Raw genomic sequence first — 18,848 nt, forward strand, 5'->3', positions numbered from 1 at the left:
CGATCCCATGCCAATTGAAATCGCTTGGATACTGTTTCACAACGTTGTTGATTGGTCATCCCTTTCGGCGGTGGATATTTCCAAAGAATCAATGAAACAGGCTCACTTGTGCCACTACTTACCGCTTGAGTTGTCGGAACGATCGCGCCAGATTGATTGATGCGACCGCAAAAAAATTGAACGTTATCTGTTGTATCTCTAGCTAGAGATGGGGATGGCAGGATGAGAATAGGGAGAAATAAAGCGATCGCGATCGATCTAAATAATCTATTCATGATTAATTAATAATACTTTCAAGATCGACAATGCCATCTCCAGCACTTTGGGGAAGTGGAATGCTATTGTTGCCAACTTTAATATCTTTGATCCGTTCGATCGTTTCAGTTGCGTCGGCACCATTCGCCAAGGTAAATAACATGCTCGATCTCGTACAGCTAGTCGCGCGATCTTTAGCTCCACAAATAATTCCTAACCCTGACTTTTTATCGACTCCAGCAGTGAGATAATTTAGTCGTTTAGCTTGCCATGCCTGTTGAAAGTTGTCTGAAACCATATTGCAGCGAACTTGGGGGGTATACTTACCACTAATTTTCGATTTCCATTGAATCAAGGCGACGGGTTCGCGTTTGGCAGAGCTAGCAACTAAGGTAGTCGGGACGATCGCATTGGTACTGGGGTCGAAAGTTTGACCGCAATAAAACCTCACTACTTTAGTAGGCGATTGGGCGATCGCCTGGATTGATAATAGGGTAGAACCAACAGTTAATCCACCGAAGATAAAGAGCGTAATTAAGCTATTTTTCATATTTATTAAAACGTTTTCCTAATCTAAAATTCCAAATGTTATTAGAGAATGTCTGAGAACTCAATTATGTTCGGCTTAAACCCTAGAAATCCCCCCTGTCTTGTCTCGCTGTCTTGTCGTTTTTTTATTCGGGGGGAACCCCCGAATTAAAACGCCGCTAAACCGTCGGGAGACAGAGGCGTGCGCGAGCCGCTAGCCCCCCTTAAAAAGCGGATGCAATCGCGCTGAGGTTCCCTCAGCGTGCGTTGCACCAAGCAGGGGGGAACCGGATCTTAGCCCCCTTTCCAAGGGGGTTGGGGGATTTAGATCTACGATCCACATCAAAAAACCTATTCGGACATCCTCCTAGATCTGTAAGTTAGTTCGCCGTAGCGATTCTCTTTCTCCAGAGGCTGTACCTACGGTAGGCTTTGCGAACGCCAAAGACCCACAGATCGAGAATCGATTATCGATCGTCATTTGTCAACTACTTTTTTCGTAATAGAGCAAAATTGCGGAGATCGACAACTCGATTACCACTGCTTTGATACAGCGGCGAACTCGCCGTTCCGGCTAGGACGTTAGAAAGTTGTTCGATGGTAGTACCAGCATCTTGATAAGATTTAAGGGTGAATAACATATTCGTGCGATCGCAAGATTGTTCGGCATTAGCTAGCGCGCAAATCATCCCCAACCCACTTTTTTTATCGATACCCGCAGTCAGATAATTGCGCCCTTGTTGCAGTGCGGCTTGAAATTTGGGCGAGACTGTTTCGCACCGTTGTTGGGGTGTGGTTTTAAAAGCTTCGCTTTTCCAGATAATTAATACGGGTTCTTCTTCATAACCAGAAACTTTGGCAAGAGTAGCCGGGAGGTTGCTTTTACTGCTAGCATCTGCGGCTTTACCGCAATAAAATTGAATTGTCGGCGCGGTTTGGGCAATCGTTTGGGGGCTGGCTACTGCGGGTACTGCATTCAGTAAAGATCCGGTAACGATGGCGAGGGTGGATAACCAGATCGTGCGGACGATATTCGAGTTAAATGAGGAACGGATTTGGTGATGTAATTGCATGAGAATTAGTTAAGTTAATTGAATGTGAGTATGCCAGGAAATTGACGAGTTCGCTACTGCTATTTGTCTAGATCGGGTGGTTAACTAGTGAAATATGCAATAGCACGGCTGGTTCTTTACAAAAGTTATTCAGTGGCGATCGTCGCGACAGGCGAACTTTTACCCTGACGTGCTTCGATAATAAATTGACGGACTAAATCGACACCGATGGCATAGTTAATCCCGACAGTGCCTGTATCTCTACCAAATCCACCTGTATTGACACCAATTATTTCACCTCTATCGTTTAATAATGGCCCACCAGAATTCCCTGGATTGATAGCGGCATTATGCTGGATAAACTTACCACCTTCGCGGATGGCACTGACGATCCCAGTAGTCAATGTATTTTGGAAAGCTTCGTCAAACGGCGTACCGATGGCATAGGCATTATCCCCGACTCTAAAGGTCGTCTGACTGAGGGCAACTGTCGGGAATTTTTGACCCCGACGATTGATTTTAAGTAATGCCAAATCTAGCCCATTTTTGCCGAATCCCACCACATCGGCGGGTATTTCGGTTTTCCCATCTGCCATGATTAGTGTCACTACGGCTGGTTGCCCTTTAATGACGTGAGCGTTGGTAACGACATAACCATCGTTACTGATAATAAAGCCACTTCCCCAGACGCTATTGCCGCGAATTGTGACTACTGCCGGATTGGCTTTGGTGTAGACGCGATTGGCTGTAGTCGTAGTAGTGGCTGCTGGTGTTTTTGCAGCAGCGGGGATGAGATAAGCAGTGCTAATACAGCTATAAGTTAAGGTGGCGATTAATAGTGGGGCAAAAATTTTAGTGTTCACGATCTGATGGGTGGTGATGGATGATTGGTAGTGATGAATCGATAACCGCAGATTTTAGCTATATTCGATCTTTCGGGCTGATGCGATCGCATTATGCACCTAAATCGATAATGTTTTAGTGAATAGTGGATAGTGGATGGTGAATAGTGCGGGAACAGGGGCAAGACGTGAGTAATTCATCCCAACATAAAAGCCACCATCTGGAAAGATAGTGGCTTTTATAGCTCGATCGTTTTTACCGAGCGTTACCGCACCGCGTAGTATTTACCTGTGTCTGAGGCAGCACCTTGACAATCGACAAGCTGCTAAAGTGTCAATCCTAGCGAATATATTCTTTAAGAATACTATTGCGATTGGGGTGACGGAGTTTGCGGAGAGCTTTAGCTTCAATTTGGCGAATGCGTTCGCGGGTGACATTAAAAATCTGACCGATTTCTTCTAATGTTTTCATGCGTCCATCATCTAAACCGTAACGCAAGCGTAAAACATCGCGTTCGCGCGGGCTTAATGTATCGAGAACGCCTTCTAAATCTTCTCGTAATAAGCTCTTGGATACTTGATCTTCTGGCATTTCGCCGTCGGCTTCGATAAAGTCGCCGAGCCGGGAATCTTCTTCTTTCCCAATTGGTGTTTCTAGCGAGATCGGTAACTGGGCAGATTTAGCAATAAATCGCAGTTTTTCGATCGTCATTTCCATCCGGGTGGCAATTTCTTCTTCTGTGGGTTTGCGTCCCATTTCTTGAGAGAGTAATTTAGTGGTTTTTTTAATCCGCGAAATTGTCTCGTATAAGTGGACGGGAAGCCGAATCGTCCGAGATTGATCCGCAATGGCGCGGGTGATTGCTTGGCGAATCCACCAAGTTGCATAAGTCGAGAATTTATAACCTTTTTCGTGGTCGAATTTTTCAGCGGCGCGGATTAAACCCAAGCTGCCTTCTTGAATTAAATCTTGAAAAGAAAGACCGCGATTCATGTATTTTTTAGCGATCGAAACTACCAGTCGCAGGTTCGATTGTACCATCTTATCTTTAGCCCGACGACCTAAAAATAACCGATGGCGAAACTGATTGAGTGGCATCGCTGCAACCTCGGCCCACTCCCGGTCGTGGGGTTCGCGATCTAAGTCATTGAGCAGCTTTTCGCGCATCCGCTCCAATTCTAATAAATCGGCAATTTTCCGAGCTAGTTCGATTTCTTCATCGGCGCGGAGCAAGCGAATGCGACCGATTTCTTGTAAATATAATCGAATCGAATCTTCTGTAAACTGTTTTTTCTTGGTTTGAACGCGGCGGCGGGAGGCTTTCACCTTCCCCAGCTTACCATCCTCGTCTTCGACATCAGATTCACCGTCAGCGTCAGCAGTAAAATCATCGGCATCAACATCGTCGTCGAGCAGTAGCTCTAACTCGGTGTCAGTGTCTTTCGTCGTTATGGTTGCGAGCATGTCTTTAGTCTGGGTCATGTGTGGGTCCTCTTACTCCTTATTTTTGTAACTAATGAACTAATATAAATCCGCTTTTTCCGCAGGAAACCGTGGTGATGTTTATCGATATCGAACGCTCTAGTCAGCTCCCAGATCTCGATGAGTACCTGCAAGCTGACGAGTTGTTGCGAACTACTTAAACTGAAATGTTAGTCGCTAACAGTAGGTAATTAATACTCGGCGATCGAGAGAATATCCTCAATCGAGGAAAGCCCTTTTGATTGTAGCTCTTATTAAAATTTCTGCCAGTTTGAATTGTTAATTAACATATCAATTTATCCGGCCTGCACTCTCATAACTACATATACTACTTGTCGCCGAGATTACCTACGGTAGGCTACGCCAACGAGTTCGATCCGATCGAGGTAGATATCGTTCGCATAGCGTCGCTCCGATCTCGATTTGGATCGGCACTAATGCCATTTCGATTCACGATCGAGTGGTGTAGACTCATTTTATAAATAGATGGTTTTTGTTACAAAGAGTTAACAAATGGGTCAGATCGCTGCGTTGACATCATCTTATTTGTCAAGGTAGAAGCATTCCGCGAGCCGAAAGAGCAGTGTCCGAAATAATTTGACCCTCTCAATCCACAGTCTAACTGTTTAGTTTCGCTTTGCCCACCCAATTTCACTCAACAATCGTGCGTTAATTTGCTGAAATTAGCTAATTCGAGCTAATATTCGGGCTGATACTCATAGTTATAACATTGTCTGCCCAGCATTGGAGAATCGACTCAAACCCGATATACTAGCCACTAGCATCCTCACTTCGCACTAATATATATGACTCGTTTAGCACTCTTGAGTGTATCTGACAAAACCGGATTAATTGACTTTGCCCGTCAATTGGTCGAAAAATTCGACTTTGAGATTGTCAGTAGTGGCGGCACCGCTCAAGCCTTGAAGGCGGAAGGGATTCCGGTGATGAAGGTGGCTGAATATACAGGTGCGCCAGAAATATTGGGCGGACGGGTGAAGACTTTGCACCCAAAAATACATGGGGGAATTCTGGCGCGGCGAGACTTGCCCGAACATATCGCCGATCTAGAACAACATCAAATTCGCCCTTTCGATCTAGTAGTCGTTAATTTATATCCCTTCGCTGCGACGATTAGCAAGCCTGGAGTGAGTTTAGCAGAGGCGATCGAGCAAATCGATATCGGTGGCCCTGCCATGTTGCGGGCTGCGGCGAAGAATTTCGCACATTTAACAGTATTATCCAATCCCGATCGCTACGCTGATTATCTCACCGAACTGACTAAAAATAACGTTCACGCCTCAATCGAGTTCCGGCAAGCCAGAGCCTTAGAAACTTTCCAACATACCGCTGCTTACGATACGGCGATCGCGGGTTATCTGGCTGCCCAAGCAGGCGAAAATCAAAATTATCAAATTTCTGCCCAACCGCTCCAATCGCTCCGCTACGGCGAAAATCCCCAGCAACCAGCCGCCTGGTATCAGACGGGCGCAGTCCCCACAGGTTGGACGACTGCCAAAATCTTGCAGGGTAAAGAACTCAGCTACAATAACCTCGTCGATTTAGAAGCCGCACGGCGGATTATTGCCGAGTTTGGTGATACTCCCGCAGCCACGATTATCAAGCATAATAATCCCTGCGGGACGGCTTTAGGCGATACTTTACTCTCCGCATACAATCGAGCCTACAATGCCGACTCTACCTCCGCCTTCGGTGGGATCGTCGCCGTCAATTGCTCCCTCGATGCCGATACCGCGCGCTCGATGAGTCAAACCTTCCTCGAATGTATCGTCGCGCCAGAATGTACCCCTGAAGCTGCTGAAATCTTCGCCAATAAAAAGAATCTGCGGATATTAACGCTAGCAGATTTGACAACGGGGACGAAAGATAATGTCAAAGTCATCGCTGGCGGACTATTAGTTCAAACCGCCGACGAAGCGATCGAAACTACCGATAACTGGCAAGTAGTCACTACCAAACAACCCACCGCCGCCGAACTTCAAGAATTATTATTCGCCTGGAAAGTCTGCAAACATGTTAAATCTAACGCGATCGTCGTCACTAAAAATCGCGCTACCATTGGCGTAGGTGCCGGACAAATGAACCGCGTCGGCTCGGCTAAAATTGCCCTCGAACAGGCTGGCACCAACGCCCAAGGTGCAATCCTCGCCAGCGATGGCTTCTTCCCCTTCGATGATTCTGTCAAAACCGCCGCCGCCGCCGGAATTACTGCGATCGTTCAACCTGGTGGTAGTATGCGCGATAACGATTCGATCGCGGCTGCTAATGAATTAGGCATCGTAATGGTGTTTACAGGTGTCCGACATTTCTTGCATTAGCTAAGGTGTACGCATGAGTTTGGCTGGCAATGATGCTTTGACAAAGGTTTTGGCAATTCGGGTTTCACCTAGTAGGGGCAATGTCTTGTCGGTGCTTGGTTGTTTTTCACGGTCGGGAAACCCGACCGAAAATCAATCCGCTTTTTTATATCTCCTGTCGGAGAGGCTCCGCCAACGGGGGGAACCCTAGACATAAAACCGCCGCTTCATGAATTGCCCCTACTAGGTGAAACCCTCAGCCCATACATGTATCGATCGGCAATCCTGCCCTCAAACTGGTATTAATTTTATCCTCTGGTGAAAGAGACAGCAGCGAGATTTTACTTACAATACAAATGCAGTGTAATTTGTCAATTATCTGCGTTCTAAAAAGTGAGCTAAATCGATCGTGAAAATTCCCGCCTTCCTCGGTACTACCATCGCCCTCGTCTGCTTCGCAGATATCGCCATCGCCAGCACTCCAGCCGAAATCTCCACCATTGCCCAAGCCGTTACCGTCGAAATTACGCTTTCAAAATCGATCGGTTCGGGCATAATTATCCACAAGCAAGGCAATCTCTACACCCTCATCACCAATCGCCACGTCGTTTGTGGCGAGCAACGTTCTTGTTCTAAACCTTCAGATACCGAAACTTTCCAACTGAAATTTGGGAATGGTAGCTCCGTCAAAGTCCCCGCCACCGCCGTCAAGATTGCCAGCAAAGATCTCGATCTGGCAACGATTCAATTTAGGAGTAATAGTAACCTCCCGATCGCCCAAATCGCCCCACTAGGTAGCCTCAAAGTAGGCGATCGCGTCTACACATCAGGATATCCCGCCGAACCGCGTGGGTTCTCATTTAACAGCGGAGGTGCGATCGCGGTAGTCAACAAACGCCTGACTGAAGACAGAGGCGGTTATACAGTAGCCTATGATGCCCAAACCCAACCAGGCATGAGCGGTGGCGGCGTATTCGATAACAATGGGCGGCTCGTCGCTATCCACGGGCAAGGCGAGCGATTTCGGGAGAATACAAATCTATCAGATGTATCCGCATCAGGAACGATCGTTAGCCGTGAAGAAGTAGGAAGCAAAATCGGCTACAACCGAGGAATTCCAGTGCGCTGGGTAGTGCAGAACTTAGCTACTCTGGGGATAAGGTTGGGTGAGCCAGAGCCGTTCGTACCCGCACCATCATCAGCGAACGATCTCGCCGATGAATACTTCATCGCGGGATTTAATAAATTTGTCGAACCAGGTACCGATGTTCGAGCTGGCAAACAGCAAGCCACCGAGTCATTTACTCAAGCGATTCGTCGCAATCCGCGCTATGCGATCGCTTACTACGTGCGGGCTTTGACATACCAGCAGCTACAGGAATATCGGCTAGCTTTAGCCGACTGGAACCAAGCCATCGCCCTCAATCCGAAATATGTAAATGCCTACAACAATCGCGGAGTTCTGAAGAAAGAGAAACTCAACGATCCTCAAGGTGCGCTCGCCGACTATAACCAAGCCATCGCCCTCAATCCGAAATCTGCCAAATTCTTACGGAGCTAGAGGACAATTGAAATACACCAAATTGAACGATCGAGCTGGTGGAATTGCCGACATGCAAACAGCCGCTCGGTTAGCTAAAGCACAGGGCAATACCCAGGTTTTAAATTTTGCCCTGCAAGCCCTGCAATCTTGGGGTGTAAAGTAAGGGATGATTTCCCAGAGGGTGTCTGAAAAGCCTAGATCTTAATCCCCCCAACCCCCTTAAAAAGGGGGAGCAAGAGTCTTAGTCCCCCTTTTTAAGGGGGATTTAGGGGGATTTACCCACTTGAAACGAAGCAATTAGACTTTTCAGACATCCTCTCAGAGGAGAGGTTATGCGATAATTTTTCAAGCGTCGAGCAAATATAAATGCCGACATTCCATATTAACGCAAGTTGATAGTTACAATCGTGGCTGAGAGTTGCGAGCATTTTAAATGCGATCGATCGCACCGGATCTCGCTATTTGATGTCTGGCATGACGATCGCAAAAATCGACAATTACCTTTTGGTACAGACAAGATCGGGTAGGATAGCTTGTAAAATTATTCCGTCCGATCTTTTAGATACCTAATCGTGAAAATTCCCGTCTTCCTCGGTACTACTATCGCCCTAGTCTGTGTCGTCGATGCCGCGATCGCCAGCACTCCCGCCGAAATCTCCACCATTGCCCAAGCCGTTACCGTCGAGATTAATCTCACTCAGGCACAATCGATCGGTTCGGGGGTTATCGTCCACAAGCAAGGTGATGTCTATACTCTGCTCACCAATCGTCACGTTGTTTGCCCTGGGAAGCCTGCTTGCGCCACAGCGTTATCTACAGAAACCTTCCAATTAAAATTTGGTAACGGTAGCTCCCTCAAAGTCCCCGCTACCGCCGTCAAGATTTTGACTAAGGATCTCGATCTGGCGGCGATTCAGTTTAGGAGTAGTAGCAATCTCCAAATTGCCAAATTTGCCCCACCAGGTAGCCTCAAGGTAGGAGATCGCGTCTACACATCAGGCTATCCCCTCGAACCACGCGGTTATTCGTTTAATACTGGAAGAGCGATCTCGGTAGTAAACAAACGCCTGACTGGAGACAGAGGCGGTTATACAGTAGTCTATGATGCCCAGACGCAACCAGGCATGAGTGGCGGCGGTGTATTCGACACCAATGGGCGCATCGTCGCCATCCACGGACAAGGCGAGAGATTTCGGGAAAATACCGAGTTATCCGATGTCTCAGCGTCAGGGGAGATCTCCTCTGGCAATGAAGTAGGTAGCAAAATCGGCTATAACCGAGGAATTCCAGTGCGCTGGGTAGTTCGGGGCTTGGCAGATCGGGGGATAAGACTGGGAGATCGAGATCCTGTCACCCCCGCAACAGCAGCAATCGATAACACTGCTGACGAATATTTTATTGCTGGATTTAATAAGTTTGTAGAACCGGGCAGCAATATTCGAGCGGGCAAACAGCAAGCGATTGAGGCATTTACTCAAGCCATTCGCCTCAATCCGCGCTATGAGTATGCCTATTTCCTGCGGGCTATTACATACTATCAGCTCAAAGAATATCGGCTCAGTCTAGCTGACTATAACCGCGCCATCGCCCTCAATCCGAACTTGGCAAATTCCTATGGAGCTAGAGGAATTTTGAAATATACCAAATTGAACGATCGAGCTGGGGGAATTGCCGATATGCAGACAGCCGCTCGTTTAGCCAAGGCACAGGGCAATAATCAAGTTTTAAATCTTGCCCTGCGATTTCTGCAATCTTGGGGTGTAAAGGAGTGATGTGGGTTTTTAGTGGATGTTTCAAGGCGATCTCGCGATTAATTTTAGATATTAGATCTCCACTATCTGTAGATCTAATCGATCGATGATTATTGGTGGAGCGGGACAGGTTTCAGCTTGAGGTTGATTCGATCGCTTGAATTTATCTCTAAATCTGCCCGTGCGGGTCGATCGTCACAACCGATCGCCAGATCCACATTAAAATATTGGTACTAGCATATTTCACTCCTGTCAGGAGCGGCGGTTTCGATCGTGTCGATCGCTAACATCTTCAACAACTAACAGATCGATGCCTTGCAGCCCACACACCCAATCTCCCAAATTTTCTAGGGTTTCTTGGCATTATTTATGTCCTAACTAGTGCTTCGATCGCGATCCTTTTGCAGCATCTCTATTCGCGATCGATAACCAAAAACCCGCCACTAACCCCTATCCCCCTAACTTGCCGTGCAACTCAAAAACGTCATCATCGTCCATAAAGCCGGAGATCGTACTAGTAAAGCCCTCGCTGAAAAAGCTGCCAAACAACTCGAACAAATGGGTTGTGATGTGATGATGGGGCCGAGTGGAGCTAAAGATAATCCCTATCCCGTCTTTTTAGCCTCTAGCAGCAAGCAAATCGATCTGGCGATCGTTTTGGGGGGCGATGGTACCGCACTCACCGCAGCAAGGCATCTATCCGCCGATGGCATCCCAATTTTAGCCATCAATGCGGGGGGGCATTTGGGCTTTCTGACCGAGCCGTTAGAACTTTTTAATATCGACGCATTAATCGAAGGTGAGAGCGTCTGGGATCGACTCATCCACGATCGATATGCAGTCGAACGAAGGATGATGCTCCAGGCGCATATCTACGATGGAGACGATCGCACCGCGCCCCCTGAGAGCGAAAAATTCCTCGCACTCAATGATATGTGTATTAAGCCCGCCGCTGCCGATCGAATGATTACTTCAATTCTAGAAATGGAAATCGATGGCGAAATTGTCGATCAATACCAAGGCGATGGTTTACTCGTTTCCACCCCCACCGGATCTACTTGTTATAACGTCTCTGCTAATGGCCCGATCGTCCATTCTGGCATGGCGACAATGACGATCGCCCCAATTTGCCCGTTGAGTCTTTCCAGTCGCCCGATCGTCATTCCAGCGGGTTCTACTGTCAGCATTTGGCCTTTAGGCGACTACGAACTCAATACCAAGCTGTGGACGGATGGCGTACTGGGTACCTCGATTTGGCCGGGGCAAAGAGTCGATGTCCAAATGGCCGACTGTCAAGCCAAATTTATCATTCTGCGCGAGAATTACTCCTATTACCAAACTCTCCGCGAAAAGCTCCTGTGGGCAGGTTCTCGCATCCGCTACGACCACCATCATACTAGGAATTAGGTGTTAGGTGTTAGGTGTTAGGTGTTAGGTGTTAGGTGTTAGGTGTTACTCCCTTCCCACTCAAGAAATAGACATCTGTCATTCACTATCCACTATCCACTACCATACTAGATGTCTAATTTGTCACTGGGAAGAGAGTAGGTGTTAGGTATTAGGTAAGTTTTTAAGAGCGGATATTCGCCTCAATCCTAAAGCATGTCGATACCTACTTTCAGAGCGGGATTATTCTCCCATCGATCTCCCACATGGGCATAAATCGCCGTAGTGCGCGGATCGGCATGACCGAGTAAATCTTGTACCTGCCTTAATGTTGCTCCATTCCGCAGAGCTAATGTCCCCGCCGTATGCCGTAAACTATGTGCCGAGAGCGTCCGCCCCTCCATATATTTAAGATTAGTCGCTTGAAGATACTTATCCACGATCTGGCGAATGCCCCGCCGCGATAACCGTTCCCCGCGCCCATAATTACTCAGATTGATCGATAGCGGACTATCCACCATACAATCAAACCCCGCCCCCCGCAGTGCTGTCAAATACTCCTCTAATACCTGTGCTAACTGGGGAGTCAACGGCACCACTCGCGTGTGTCGCTTACTACTGACTTTCAACCCTACCCGCGTTCCTTGCCGAACCACATCGCCAATATTCAGCCGATGCATCTCGACACTCCGCGTCCCTTCGAGAGTCATCACGCCCAGCAATAACTTATCCCGCAGGGTTTTCAACGGCAGGGAAGCACTAATCGACTTGAGTAGGATGGTAGCTTCGTCCTGTTCGAGATAAGTAATCCTGGCTGCCGGATCGATCGATACTGTGGGTGGTTTAACGCCCCAAGCCGGATTACCCCCCATCAATCCATATTCTACCGCCGCATCATACAACCGACTCACTGCTGTCAATTTCACCGCGATCGTTTTGGGCTTATACCCTCGCTGTGTCAAATGCCACCGATAGATCTTAATCGTCTCCCGCGTCGCCTCACGCGGATCGATCTGACTTTCTCGACACCACTCTAAATACTGTTTGACTTGCGTCCAGTAAGTGACGATCGTATCGCCACTGGCACCACCGTTGGCAACATCAAATTGCAAAAAGTTGGTGAAAACGCCAATCAATGCGTCGCAGTCAATTTCGACAACTGCTGCTGTCTGCTGCTCGGTTGGATCGACCATTTGTCCAAAAAGTATGTGTCTCTTCCATTGTATGAAATATCGAAAGGTTAATGTCACGTACTGCAACAAATAGGGCAAGTTCGTACGTTCCCCCGCCACTTGTCAATCCTCGATCTCTGCTCTAATCCCCTAACGATCTTCGTCGGCGATCCCTTTTCAATCTCGATTTAATACTTTTGTACAATAAATATATTCATCCAATATAAACATAGATATTTTAAACATATATTTGTATTTTAAATAGCTGGTTTTATATTTATAAAGCGTTATTTATACATAAAGCAGTATTTGATGTGTTAAAGATTCGATCGAACAAGTAAGCTTGGCGATTACCTTAGGTAGGCGATGCCAACGAGAACGGAATAATCACCCAATCGATGGATTTGAGGGCTTACTTATGTATTTGCCTGTAATCTGTGTCGATGCACAAGGGTTGCGTGGGAACGAGGATGTACAGCATAGAGATGATGAAATTAGGATCCTTAGTGAGGGGGAAATGAGATACCGATAAGTGTATTTATCGGTACCTAGATTTTTCCCTCACGACCCTGACTCGACCCTGACTCGACCCTCAAAGATTGAGAGCGAGCGAAACGAATCGGAAACTTGGGATTGAGCTTTAAGCGTTGTAAATGTTGTGGGCATTGATGTTGATACAAGAAGAGTGTGATAATGCGTCTTTTCGCATCCTTATTATCAAACCACGAGCCGACCCCAGATGGCTCGAACGTTCTCGTTCCATCCCCTCTGATTTTCATCAGATTAACATCCACCTATTACCTTTGATTAGGCTTCGCCGAGGCGATGCGAGATCCAAAATACCTTTAATTATTCGCCCTCACAGTCATCTAAATCCAGACGTTCAATCTGAGCTGAAGCATCGATCGACCCCAGGAAATGGAAAGGTAACATGCTACTTTCCTTTGTAGCACTAGACTTCGATCGCTAAAATCACTCGCCGATTCAGACCCAGATCGCTCTCAATATTCTCATTATATTTGTAATATAGTTTATGCATTAGAAAATTATAAATATATTGAAAGAATATCTATGGTTTTAAATAAACAACTAATTTATATAAAAAATAAACGTAAACACAAAAAATATACGTTGTGGCATTTTATAAAATAGATTGAGAATGAATTCACAGGTAATCCGATCGGATTTAGGTTCGAGCCATTGCAATTCAACCTCATCCAGAATTTGGGACATCTCTGGGGTGACTCGATTATCCACTTCAGGCTCGACAGGATGTGAGTCTTGGGCATCTTCATTCATCAATTCGTCCAAATATTCCTCGACAGTCATTCCTTTGAGCCGAGCTTGGATTTTGGCACGGGCGAGCAGCCGTTTTGGGAGTCTGAGCGATTGCTTTTCTTCGTAGTCTGGATCGAGTGCTTTTTCGATCGCATTGGCGGTGATTTTTTCTGGTATGGTATTGGCGACTAATGTGCCCCAGATTTGTTCTAACATTGGATGGTCTTGGTAATAGCCTGTTTCGAGCTTTTTGGCTTTAGTTAATACCGCCGCTTGGGAGTAGTTTCTTGGCAAGATCTCAAATCCAGAATCAGCTAGATACATGGCTGTATCGGCGGCTTCGATATAGCTGTTGGCTTGCCAGACGGTGAGCTTGAGCTTTTGTCGGCAAAACTGGGCGAAGGTTTTCAATTTGTCTTGGCAGTATTTATACGCACATTGGTTACGGATTTTTTCGAGGGTTAATCCGAATTTGATATAGGCATATTGAGCCGATGCCACTAATCGATTGCCCTCATTCCAGCCATCGACATCTTTGAAGTTGAGATCGAATAAGTCTGCTTTCCATTCTTCGATGAAATCTAGTAAATGGTTCTCTATCGATCGTTCGGCGATTGTTTCCATGTCAAAGTTAGCCCCAACTGGGGCGGCGATCTGGTTTATTGCTCAAATTAGTCCTTAATTCTTCGTCGCTAGTGCGATCGCGGTCGCTTTTCGACTCACAATTAAGTTAGGAGTTTAATTGGAGGTTGGCGACTTCTCTACTATAGCACAATCACTCGAATTCGCGGGATAGATAGCGATAATTTGCGCTAAAAACTATGATTGAAGAAGCCACAATAGGCTAATGAGTAATGGAGGTAAGCGATTGAAGGAATTAATTAGGCAACGTGGGTTCAGGCTTGGTGCTGTAACTGAGGCGATCGATGTAGCTCCCTCGACTATGGATAGATGGACAGATAATGCCCCGATCGGTAAGTTGGTAAAGCTATCAAAGTTCACGGGCATTCCTCTAATGGATGTCATTAACTGTCTTGTGGTTGAAGATGATTCGGGGGCAAGTTCTCTCATCAAAGAGCAGCAACACGAATAGCTTCAGCATCGGCGGCTAAAAAATTAGTCTCTAGTTGGTGTGACTATGCACTCACAGCTACCACTGAGCCTCACAATTAAGATTAGATGTTTAACTGGAGAGTGGCGATTTCACTACTATAGCATAACTAGATTAATTAATCTGTTTTTACTGAGTTATTTATCTGTTTAACATGCGATTGGAGTAGCCACAAGAAGCTAATGAGCAATGGAGGCAATCGATTGAAGGAATTAATAAAAAAAAGGGGGTTTATTCTCAAAGCGGTAGCTTCTGCGATCGATGTCGATCCTCAAACGATAACTAGATGGACTAACAATGCGCCGATCGGCAAGTTAATCGAATTATCAGACTTTACGGGCATTCCCTTAATGGAGGTGGTTGAATCTTTTAGAGCAGCCGATCGTGGGAGCAAGTCGGAATAGGCTAATGAGCAACGGGGGTAAACGATTGAATGAATTAATTAGGCAGCGTGGGTTTAGACTTGGTGCTGTAGCTGAAGCGATCGGCGTTAATCCGAACACGATGACTAGATGGACAGATAACGCTCCGATCGGTAAGCTGATTAAATTATCGAGATTTACGGGGATTCCCATCCTGGAGGTGATTAGTTGTTTCGACACAGAAGACGAATCAGCTTTAACACCCCCCGAAATCCAGAGTAGGGTACCATCTGGATCGATCGATCCCAGCCATCACTCGCGATCGATCGATAGTTAGCTGGTATTATTATGCGAGGTACTTTATAGGAAAATTCATATAAAATGGAACAAGGCGAGGATAATCCTGAAATCCTTTTACGCCCGTTGGTATGGATGGGTGACTCTCTTGGCAACATTAGATCGTTTCCGCCAGAAGTACGAACGGCGGTAGGATATGCTCTACAATTGGTGCAGGCTGGGGAAACGCCAATGAATGCCAAGCCATTTAAAGGGGTGGCTAGTGGTGTATATGAGATCGTTAAACGGTATGATACCGATACTTATCGCGCTGTTTATGCCGTGAAGATTGGCGAAAAAATTTACATATTACACGCATTTCAAAAAAAATCGAAGCAAAGCATAAAAACCCCGCAGTCAGATATTGACTTAATCAAACAACGTTATAAAGATGCCATAGAGAGGGCACAGCAATGAATACAGAGCCTAAATTCATCGATGGCAGTGGTAATATATTTGTCGATCTAGAATTAGATGATGCCGACGAACTATTTACTAGAGGTAAAATTGGTATCCAAGTTATCCGTCTATTGAATAGACGTAATTTAAAACAGCGAGAGATTGGAGAACTTTTAGGCATATCTCAGCCAGAAGTATCTCATTTAATGAATGGTGAATTCCAACGTTTTAGTGATGGTAAATTAATTAATTTTCTCAAGCGACTAGATGCCAAGGTTACACTGCACATCCAAGATCGACATCTCACAAATGAATCGAGTGAGACGCTAGTATTGTTATAGTTGTAGCATATCTTTAGACAAGAAGGGGAAAGATGTCATGAAAAAACAACCTATGCTGCCAGACCCATTGGTAGATCGCCGACTGCTCGATAATTTACGGCAAGCTCGATTAAGTTTTGAAGAAGTCGATCTGCAAATGGAAGAAGTAATAGCTAAATTTGATGAACTAATTCGGCAGCAAAAATTACAACGCATTAAGCAAAAGCAAAAAAATTAGTCGTAACAAGAAATCAGCGATACATATTATCGATTTATAATTTGTGGATTGGTAGGTTTGGGAATAGACACTGCTTTGAGAAGTGATTGATAATCTTTGTAACCCATCATGGGAGCTAAATTCATCGCGATAATTGTGGCTCTCTCGGTTTTGCCATTTTCAAGAGCCTCTGCTAATTTCTCGGATAGAGCTAGTTTGATTTCATGTTCGCTGCGGTATTTTTGCATTTCTGCATTCAGGCGATTTACTTCTCCTATCCCTCCATCCGTAGATCCCAGTGGAATGGTAACACCTACTACTGCTTCTAAATTAGTTCCAGATCCGTAGGTAGCTGGTGAAGCTCTGGTAACAGCGAAGAAACAGCCGCCATTACAACTAGGCGGCGTGAGGGTACTCGCGTAACCATTTACTTGAATTCCGCCTGATTGTTGATTGAATTGGGTTACTGAATTGTTTAGTGTTGATGGTGTCGAACTGCTAGGTATTATTGTTCCTCCAGTATTTGTTTGAGGAGTGGAGTTATCTATTTGGGTGGGGATAGTAGTGGGGGTAAATGTATCAACAGCACCGCCACCAGCTAAAGCTGGATGAGCTATCACAGCAAAAGCCAGGAATCCAGATATGGCTCCGATTACTGCTATTTTATTTGACGATTGCATGATGGAACAGTTTAGGAAGGTTAGTATAGGAAGAAGAAAGCGATCGGATCGATCGCCCAGTTAGTTGTGTTATTGGCGAGCAACACTGATGTGTAAACCGCCATTATAGGAGAAGAAGACTGCTAATTGAGTGCGATTCATCTCTACAACCCCACCTCGATACAGAGGATCGCCAACGAGATAGTTACCACTAGATGTTTTACCCAAAATAGTATTGATATGATTGGTATCTCCCGCTCCTGTTAAACTATAGCTAGGAAACTGATTCCGCCAGTTAGTTCCATAGTAACCAAAAGCGATAACTGCTTTACCATCTGCAAGATCTCGATCTATCTGTGCCAAAGTATTAGAATCATAACTGTAAGTGTTAGAGCGAAGTCCAACACTTGACAACCCAGTTACTACTTGTAGGTTATTAGTTTGAATATTATTATTCATAGGTGCATTCATTAACTGACGGGCGCGGTTGATGCTAGTTTGGACTGAAGTATTAGATAATTCTTTGCCAAATAACTTAAAAATCATTGCGACACTTGTTGGCCCACAGTTTTCACTACTCAATGGCCCATCAGGATTCCACTGATTGTTATAGTATTGTGTTTTAAAATAATTGTTAGCTTGACTTACACTACTGAGTATAATATTATTAGATTGTGTTGGTGCTGGAGGGCTGCAAGTTGTAGCGGTATTAGTTGCCCAAAGAGCTTGATTTTGGGCATTGTACATGACGAAGTTGCTATTATCTTCAAGAGTGATTCGTGTTGCACTTCGACGCTCAGTATTAGAAGCCCAAACAGCATTATTGCTGGTATTGTAAATGACTAAATTACCATCACTCTGGAAAATAGTTTGTTTGACATTACGCCCATAAGTTGCTGTGTTCCATAGAGCCTGTCCATTCGATTGGCGATAAATAACCAAATTTCCATCAGCTTGAGCATTTAAACTAAAGCACTGATTATTAGATTTAATGCTTGACCCTAGTTGCATTATCGTATTATTGATAAGGGAATTAGCAGGGCGGGTAGGTGTTGGTGCTGGTGCTGGAGTGCTATTGCCACAAGATGTAACTGTATTTGTTGCCCAAATAGGTTGATTTTGGGAATTGTACATTACTACATTGCCATCATCTTGAACGATGAGCTGCGTTGCACGTCTTGTTGAGTAGGATATGCAAAATTTGACTCAAGAATAGTAAGGGTTAGATTATTACCATTTTGTTGAACACTGCGTACTAGAACTACATGACCAAAGGGATTACTTGAAGTAGCAGAGAAAGACATAATAGACCCAGGGATTGGAAGACGTGGATCGCTTAAAGGCAAAAATTCATTAGGAAACTGACTGCCTACCGAACCAGCCGTATTCCGGCCATCTCCTATCCATAATGCACCCTTTCCATAATGATCTTGCAAGTAACGAGCAATTAGGGTGACGCATTCACCGTCCAAGTTGCGATTGTCTTTTCTCCAAACCCGTTTAGTAAGCCAATCATTGGCAAATGCATTTACCTTTCTTTGACTGTCACGCTGAGAAGGTACATTACAAGGAATGCCATTTGTATTGGTTGCCCAAATAGGTCGGTTTTGGGAGCTGTAGATGACAACGTTTCCATCATCTTGAACGATAAGCTGTGTTCCGCCTCGACGATCGGTATTAGAAGCCCAAACAGGCTGATTGCTGGTATTATAAATAACTAGGTTACCATCAGTTTGAAAAATAGTCTGTTTGACATTGCGTCCATAAGTTGCTGTATTCCATAAAGCTTGTCCATTTGATTGCCTGTAAAGCACCAAATTTCCATCGGCTTGAGCA

General features: G+C 45.5%; 21 protein-coding genes. 11 read left to right on the forward strand and 10 right to left on the reverse strand.

The window, feature by feature from the left end; translation table 11 throughout:
* The 5 genes from Q0R35_RS12550 to rpoD form a co-directional block, all read right to left on the reverse strand.
* Positions 1-275, reverse strand: a 275-nt coding sequence (locus tag Q0R35_RS12550) for a COP23 domain-containing protein (RefSeq protein WP_295618492.1), incomplete at its 3' end; no start/stop codon positions are given.
* A 2-nt stretch (positions 276-277) separates the two neighbouring features.
* Positions 278-805, reverse strand: coding sequence for a COP23 domain-containing protein (locus Q0R35_RS12555; RefSeq protein WP_295618495.1), 528 nt, complete (start codon positions 803-805; stop codon positions 278-280).
* Between the two features lie 466 nt (positions 806-1,271).
* Entirely contained in the window at positions 1,272-1,856 is a 585-nt protein-coding gene (locus Q0R35_RS12560; RefSeq protein WP_295618498.1) for a COP23 domain-containing protein, read from the reverse strand.
* Positions 1,857-1,981: 125 nt separating this feature from the next.
* Positions 1,982-2,698 (reverse strand): trypsin-like peptidase domain-containing protein, encoded by a 717-nt coding sequence (locus Q0R35_RS12565; protein ID WP_295618501.1) that lies wholly within the window; start codon positions 2,696-2,698, stop codon positions 1,982-1,984.
* Positions 2,699-3,017: 319 nt separating this feature from the next.
* Positions 3,018-4,160, reverse strand: a complete 1,143-nt coding sequence (gene rpoD / locus Q0R35_RS12570; protein WP_295618504.1) for an RNA polymerase sigma factor RpoD — start codon at positions 4,158-4,160, stop codon at positions 3,018-3,020.
* Positions 4,161-4,966: 806 nt separating this feature from the next.
* Between rpoD and purH the strand changes: the two genes are divergently transcribed.
* From purH to Q0R35_RS12600, 6 genes are all read left to right on the forward strand, one after another.
* Positions 4,967-6,499, forward strand: a complete 1,533-nt coding sequence (gene purH / locus Q0R35_RS12575; protein ID WP_295618506.1) for a bifunctional phosphoribosylaminoimidazolecarboxamide formyltransferase/IMP cyclohydrolase — start codon at positions 4,967-4,969, stop codon at positions 6,497-6,499.
* A gap of 388 nt (positions 6,500-6,887) precedes the next feature.
* Positions 6,888-8,039, forward strand: coding sequence for a tetratricopeptide repeat-containing serine protease family protein (locus tag Q0R35_RS12580; RefSeq protein WP_295618509.1), 1,152 nt, complete (start codon positions 6,888-6,890; stop codon positions 8,037-8,039).
* 7 nt (positions 8,040-8,046) lie between these two features.
* Entirely contained in the window at positions 8,047-8,184 is a 138-nt protein-coding gene (locus tag Q0R35_RS12585) for a hypothetical protein (protein ID WP_295618512.1), read from the forward strand.
* Positions 8,185-8,413: 229 nt separating this feature from the next.
* Positions 8,414-8,548 (forward strand): hypothetical protein, encoded by a 135-nt coding sequence (locus tag Q0R35_RS12590; RefSeq protein ID WP_295618515.1) that lies wholly within the window; start codon positions 8,414-8,416, stop codon positions 8,546-8,548.
* 45 nt (positions 8,549-8,593) lie between these two features.
* Positions 8,594-9,793: a tetratricopeptide repeat-containing serine protease family protein gene (locus tag Q0R35_RS12595; RefSeq protein ID WP_295618518.1), complete on the forward strand. Its 1,200-nt coding sequence runs from the start codon at positions 8,594-8,596 to the stop codon at positions 9,791-9,793.
* A gap of 447 nt (positions 9,794-10,240) precedes the next feature.
* Complete coding sequence (locus Q0R35_RS12600; protein WP_295618521.1) at positions 10,241-11,179, forward strand: NAD(+) kinase; 939 nt, start codon at positions 10,241-10,243, stop codon at positions 11,177-11,179.
* 188 nt (positions 11,180-11,367) lie between these two features.
* On the opposite strand, the gene Q0R35_RS12605 is transcribed toward Q0R35_RS12600, so the two are convergent.
* A complete protein-coding gene (locus Q0R35_RS12605) occupies positions 11,368-12,351 on the reverse strand; it encodes a tyrosine-type recombinase/integrase (RefSeq protein WP_295618525.1) in 984 nt (327 codons plus the stop codon).
* Positions 12,352-13,419: 1,068 nt separating this feature from the next.
* Positions 13,420-14,232, reverse strand: a complete 813-nt coding sequence (locus Q0R35_RS12610) for a hypothetical protein (protein ID WP_295618528.1) — start codon at positions 14,230-14,232, stop codon at positions 13,420-13,422.
* Between the two features lie 690 nt (positions 14,233-14,922).
* Here Q0R35_RS12610 and Q0R35_RS12615 point away from each other — a divergent pair.
* From Q0R35_RS12615 to Q0R35_RS12635, 5 genes are read left to right on the forward strand one after another with little or no spacing between them, the layout of a single operon-like run.
* Complete coding sequence (locus Q0R35_RS12615) at positions 14,923-15,123, forward strand: helix-turn-helix transcriptional regulator (RefSeq protein ID WP_295618531.1); 201 nt, start codon at positions 14,923-14,925, stop codon at positions 15,121-15,123.
* 4 nt (positions 15,124-15,127) lie between these two features.
* Positions 15,128-15,418: a helix-turn-helix transcriptional regulator gene (locus tag Q0R35_RS12620; RefSeq protein ID WP_295618534.1), complete on the forward strand. Its 291-nt coding sequence runs from the start codon at positions 15,128-15,130 to the stop codon at positions 15,416-15,418.
* Positions 15,419-15,462: 44 nt separating this feature from the next.
* The gene (locus tag Q0R35_RS12625; protein WP_295618536.1) at positions 15,463-15,834 is read left to right on the forward strand and encodes a type II toxin-antitoxin system RelE/ParE family toxin; all 372 of its coding nucleotides are present in this window, start codon (positions 15,463-15,465) and stop codon (positions 15,832-15,834) included.
* A complete protein-coding gene (locus Q0R35_RS12630) occupies positions 15,831-16,157 on the forward strand; it encodes an XRE family transcriptional regulator (protein ID WP_295618538.1) in 327 nt (108 codons plus the stop codon). Before Q0R35_RS12625 ends, Q0R35_RS12630 begins: the two co-directional genes overlap by 4 nt.
* 37 nt (positions 16,158-16,194) lie before the next feature.
* The gene (locus Q0R35_RS12635) at positions 16,195-16,374 is read left to right on the forward strand and encodes a hypothetical protein (protein WP_295618540.1); all 180 of its coding nucleotides are present in this window, start codon (positions 16,195-16,197) and stop codon (positions 16,372-16,374) included.
* Between the two features lie 26 nt (positions 16,375-16,400).
* Here Q0R35_RS12635 and Q0R35_RS12640 read toward each other — a convergent pair whose 3' ends face one another.
* The 3 genes from Q0R35_RS12640 to Q0R35_RS12650 form a co-directional block, all read right to left on the reverse strand.
* Positions 16,401-17,033, reverse strand: coding sequence for a hypothetical protein (locus tag Q0R35_RS12640; protein ID WP_295618543.1), 633 nt, complete (start codon positions 17,031-17,033; stop codon positions 16,401-16,403).
* Between the two features lie 69 nt (positions 17,034-17,102).
* Positions 17,103-18,023 carry a C39 family peptidase gene (locus Q0R35_RS12645; RefSeq protein ID WP_295618546.1) on the reverse strand — a complete coding sequence of 307 codons (921 nt, stop codon included), beginning with the start codon at positions 18,021-18,023 and terminating at the stop codon, positions 17,103-17,105.
* 125 nt (positions 18,024-18,148) lie between these two features.
* Positions 18,149-18,826, reverse strand: a complete 678-nt coding sequence (locus Q0R35_RS12650) for a CHAP domain-containing protein (RefSeq protein ID WP_295618549.1) — start codon at positions 18,824-18,826, stop codon at positions 18,149-18,151.
* Positions 18,827-18,848: the final 22 nt, after the last annotated feature.

Origin of the sequence: Chamaesiphon sp. GL140_3_metabinner_50 (genome assembly GCF_025361915.1) — a bacterium.
Classification (GTDB): domain Bacteria; phylum Cyanobacteriota; class Cyanobacteriia; order Cyanobacteriales; family Chamaesiphonaceae; genus Chamaesiphon.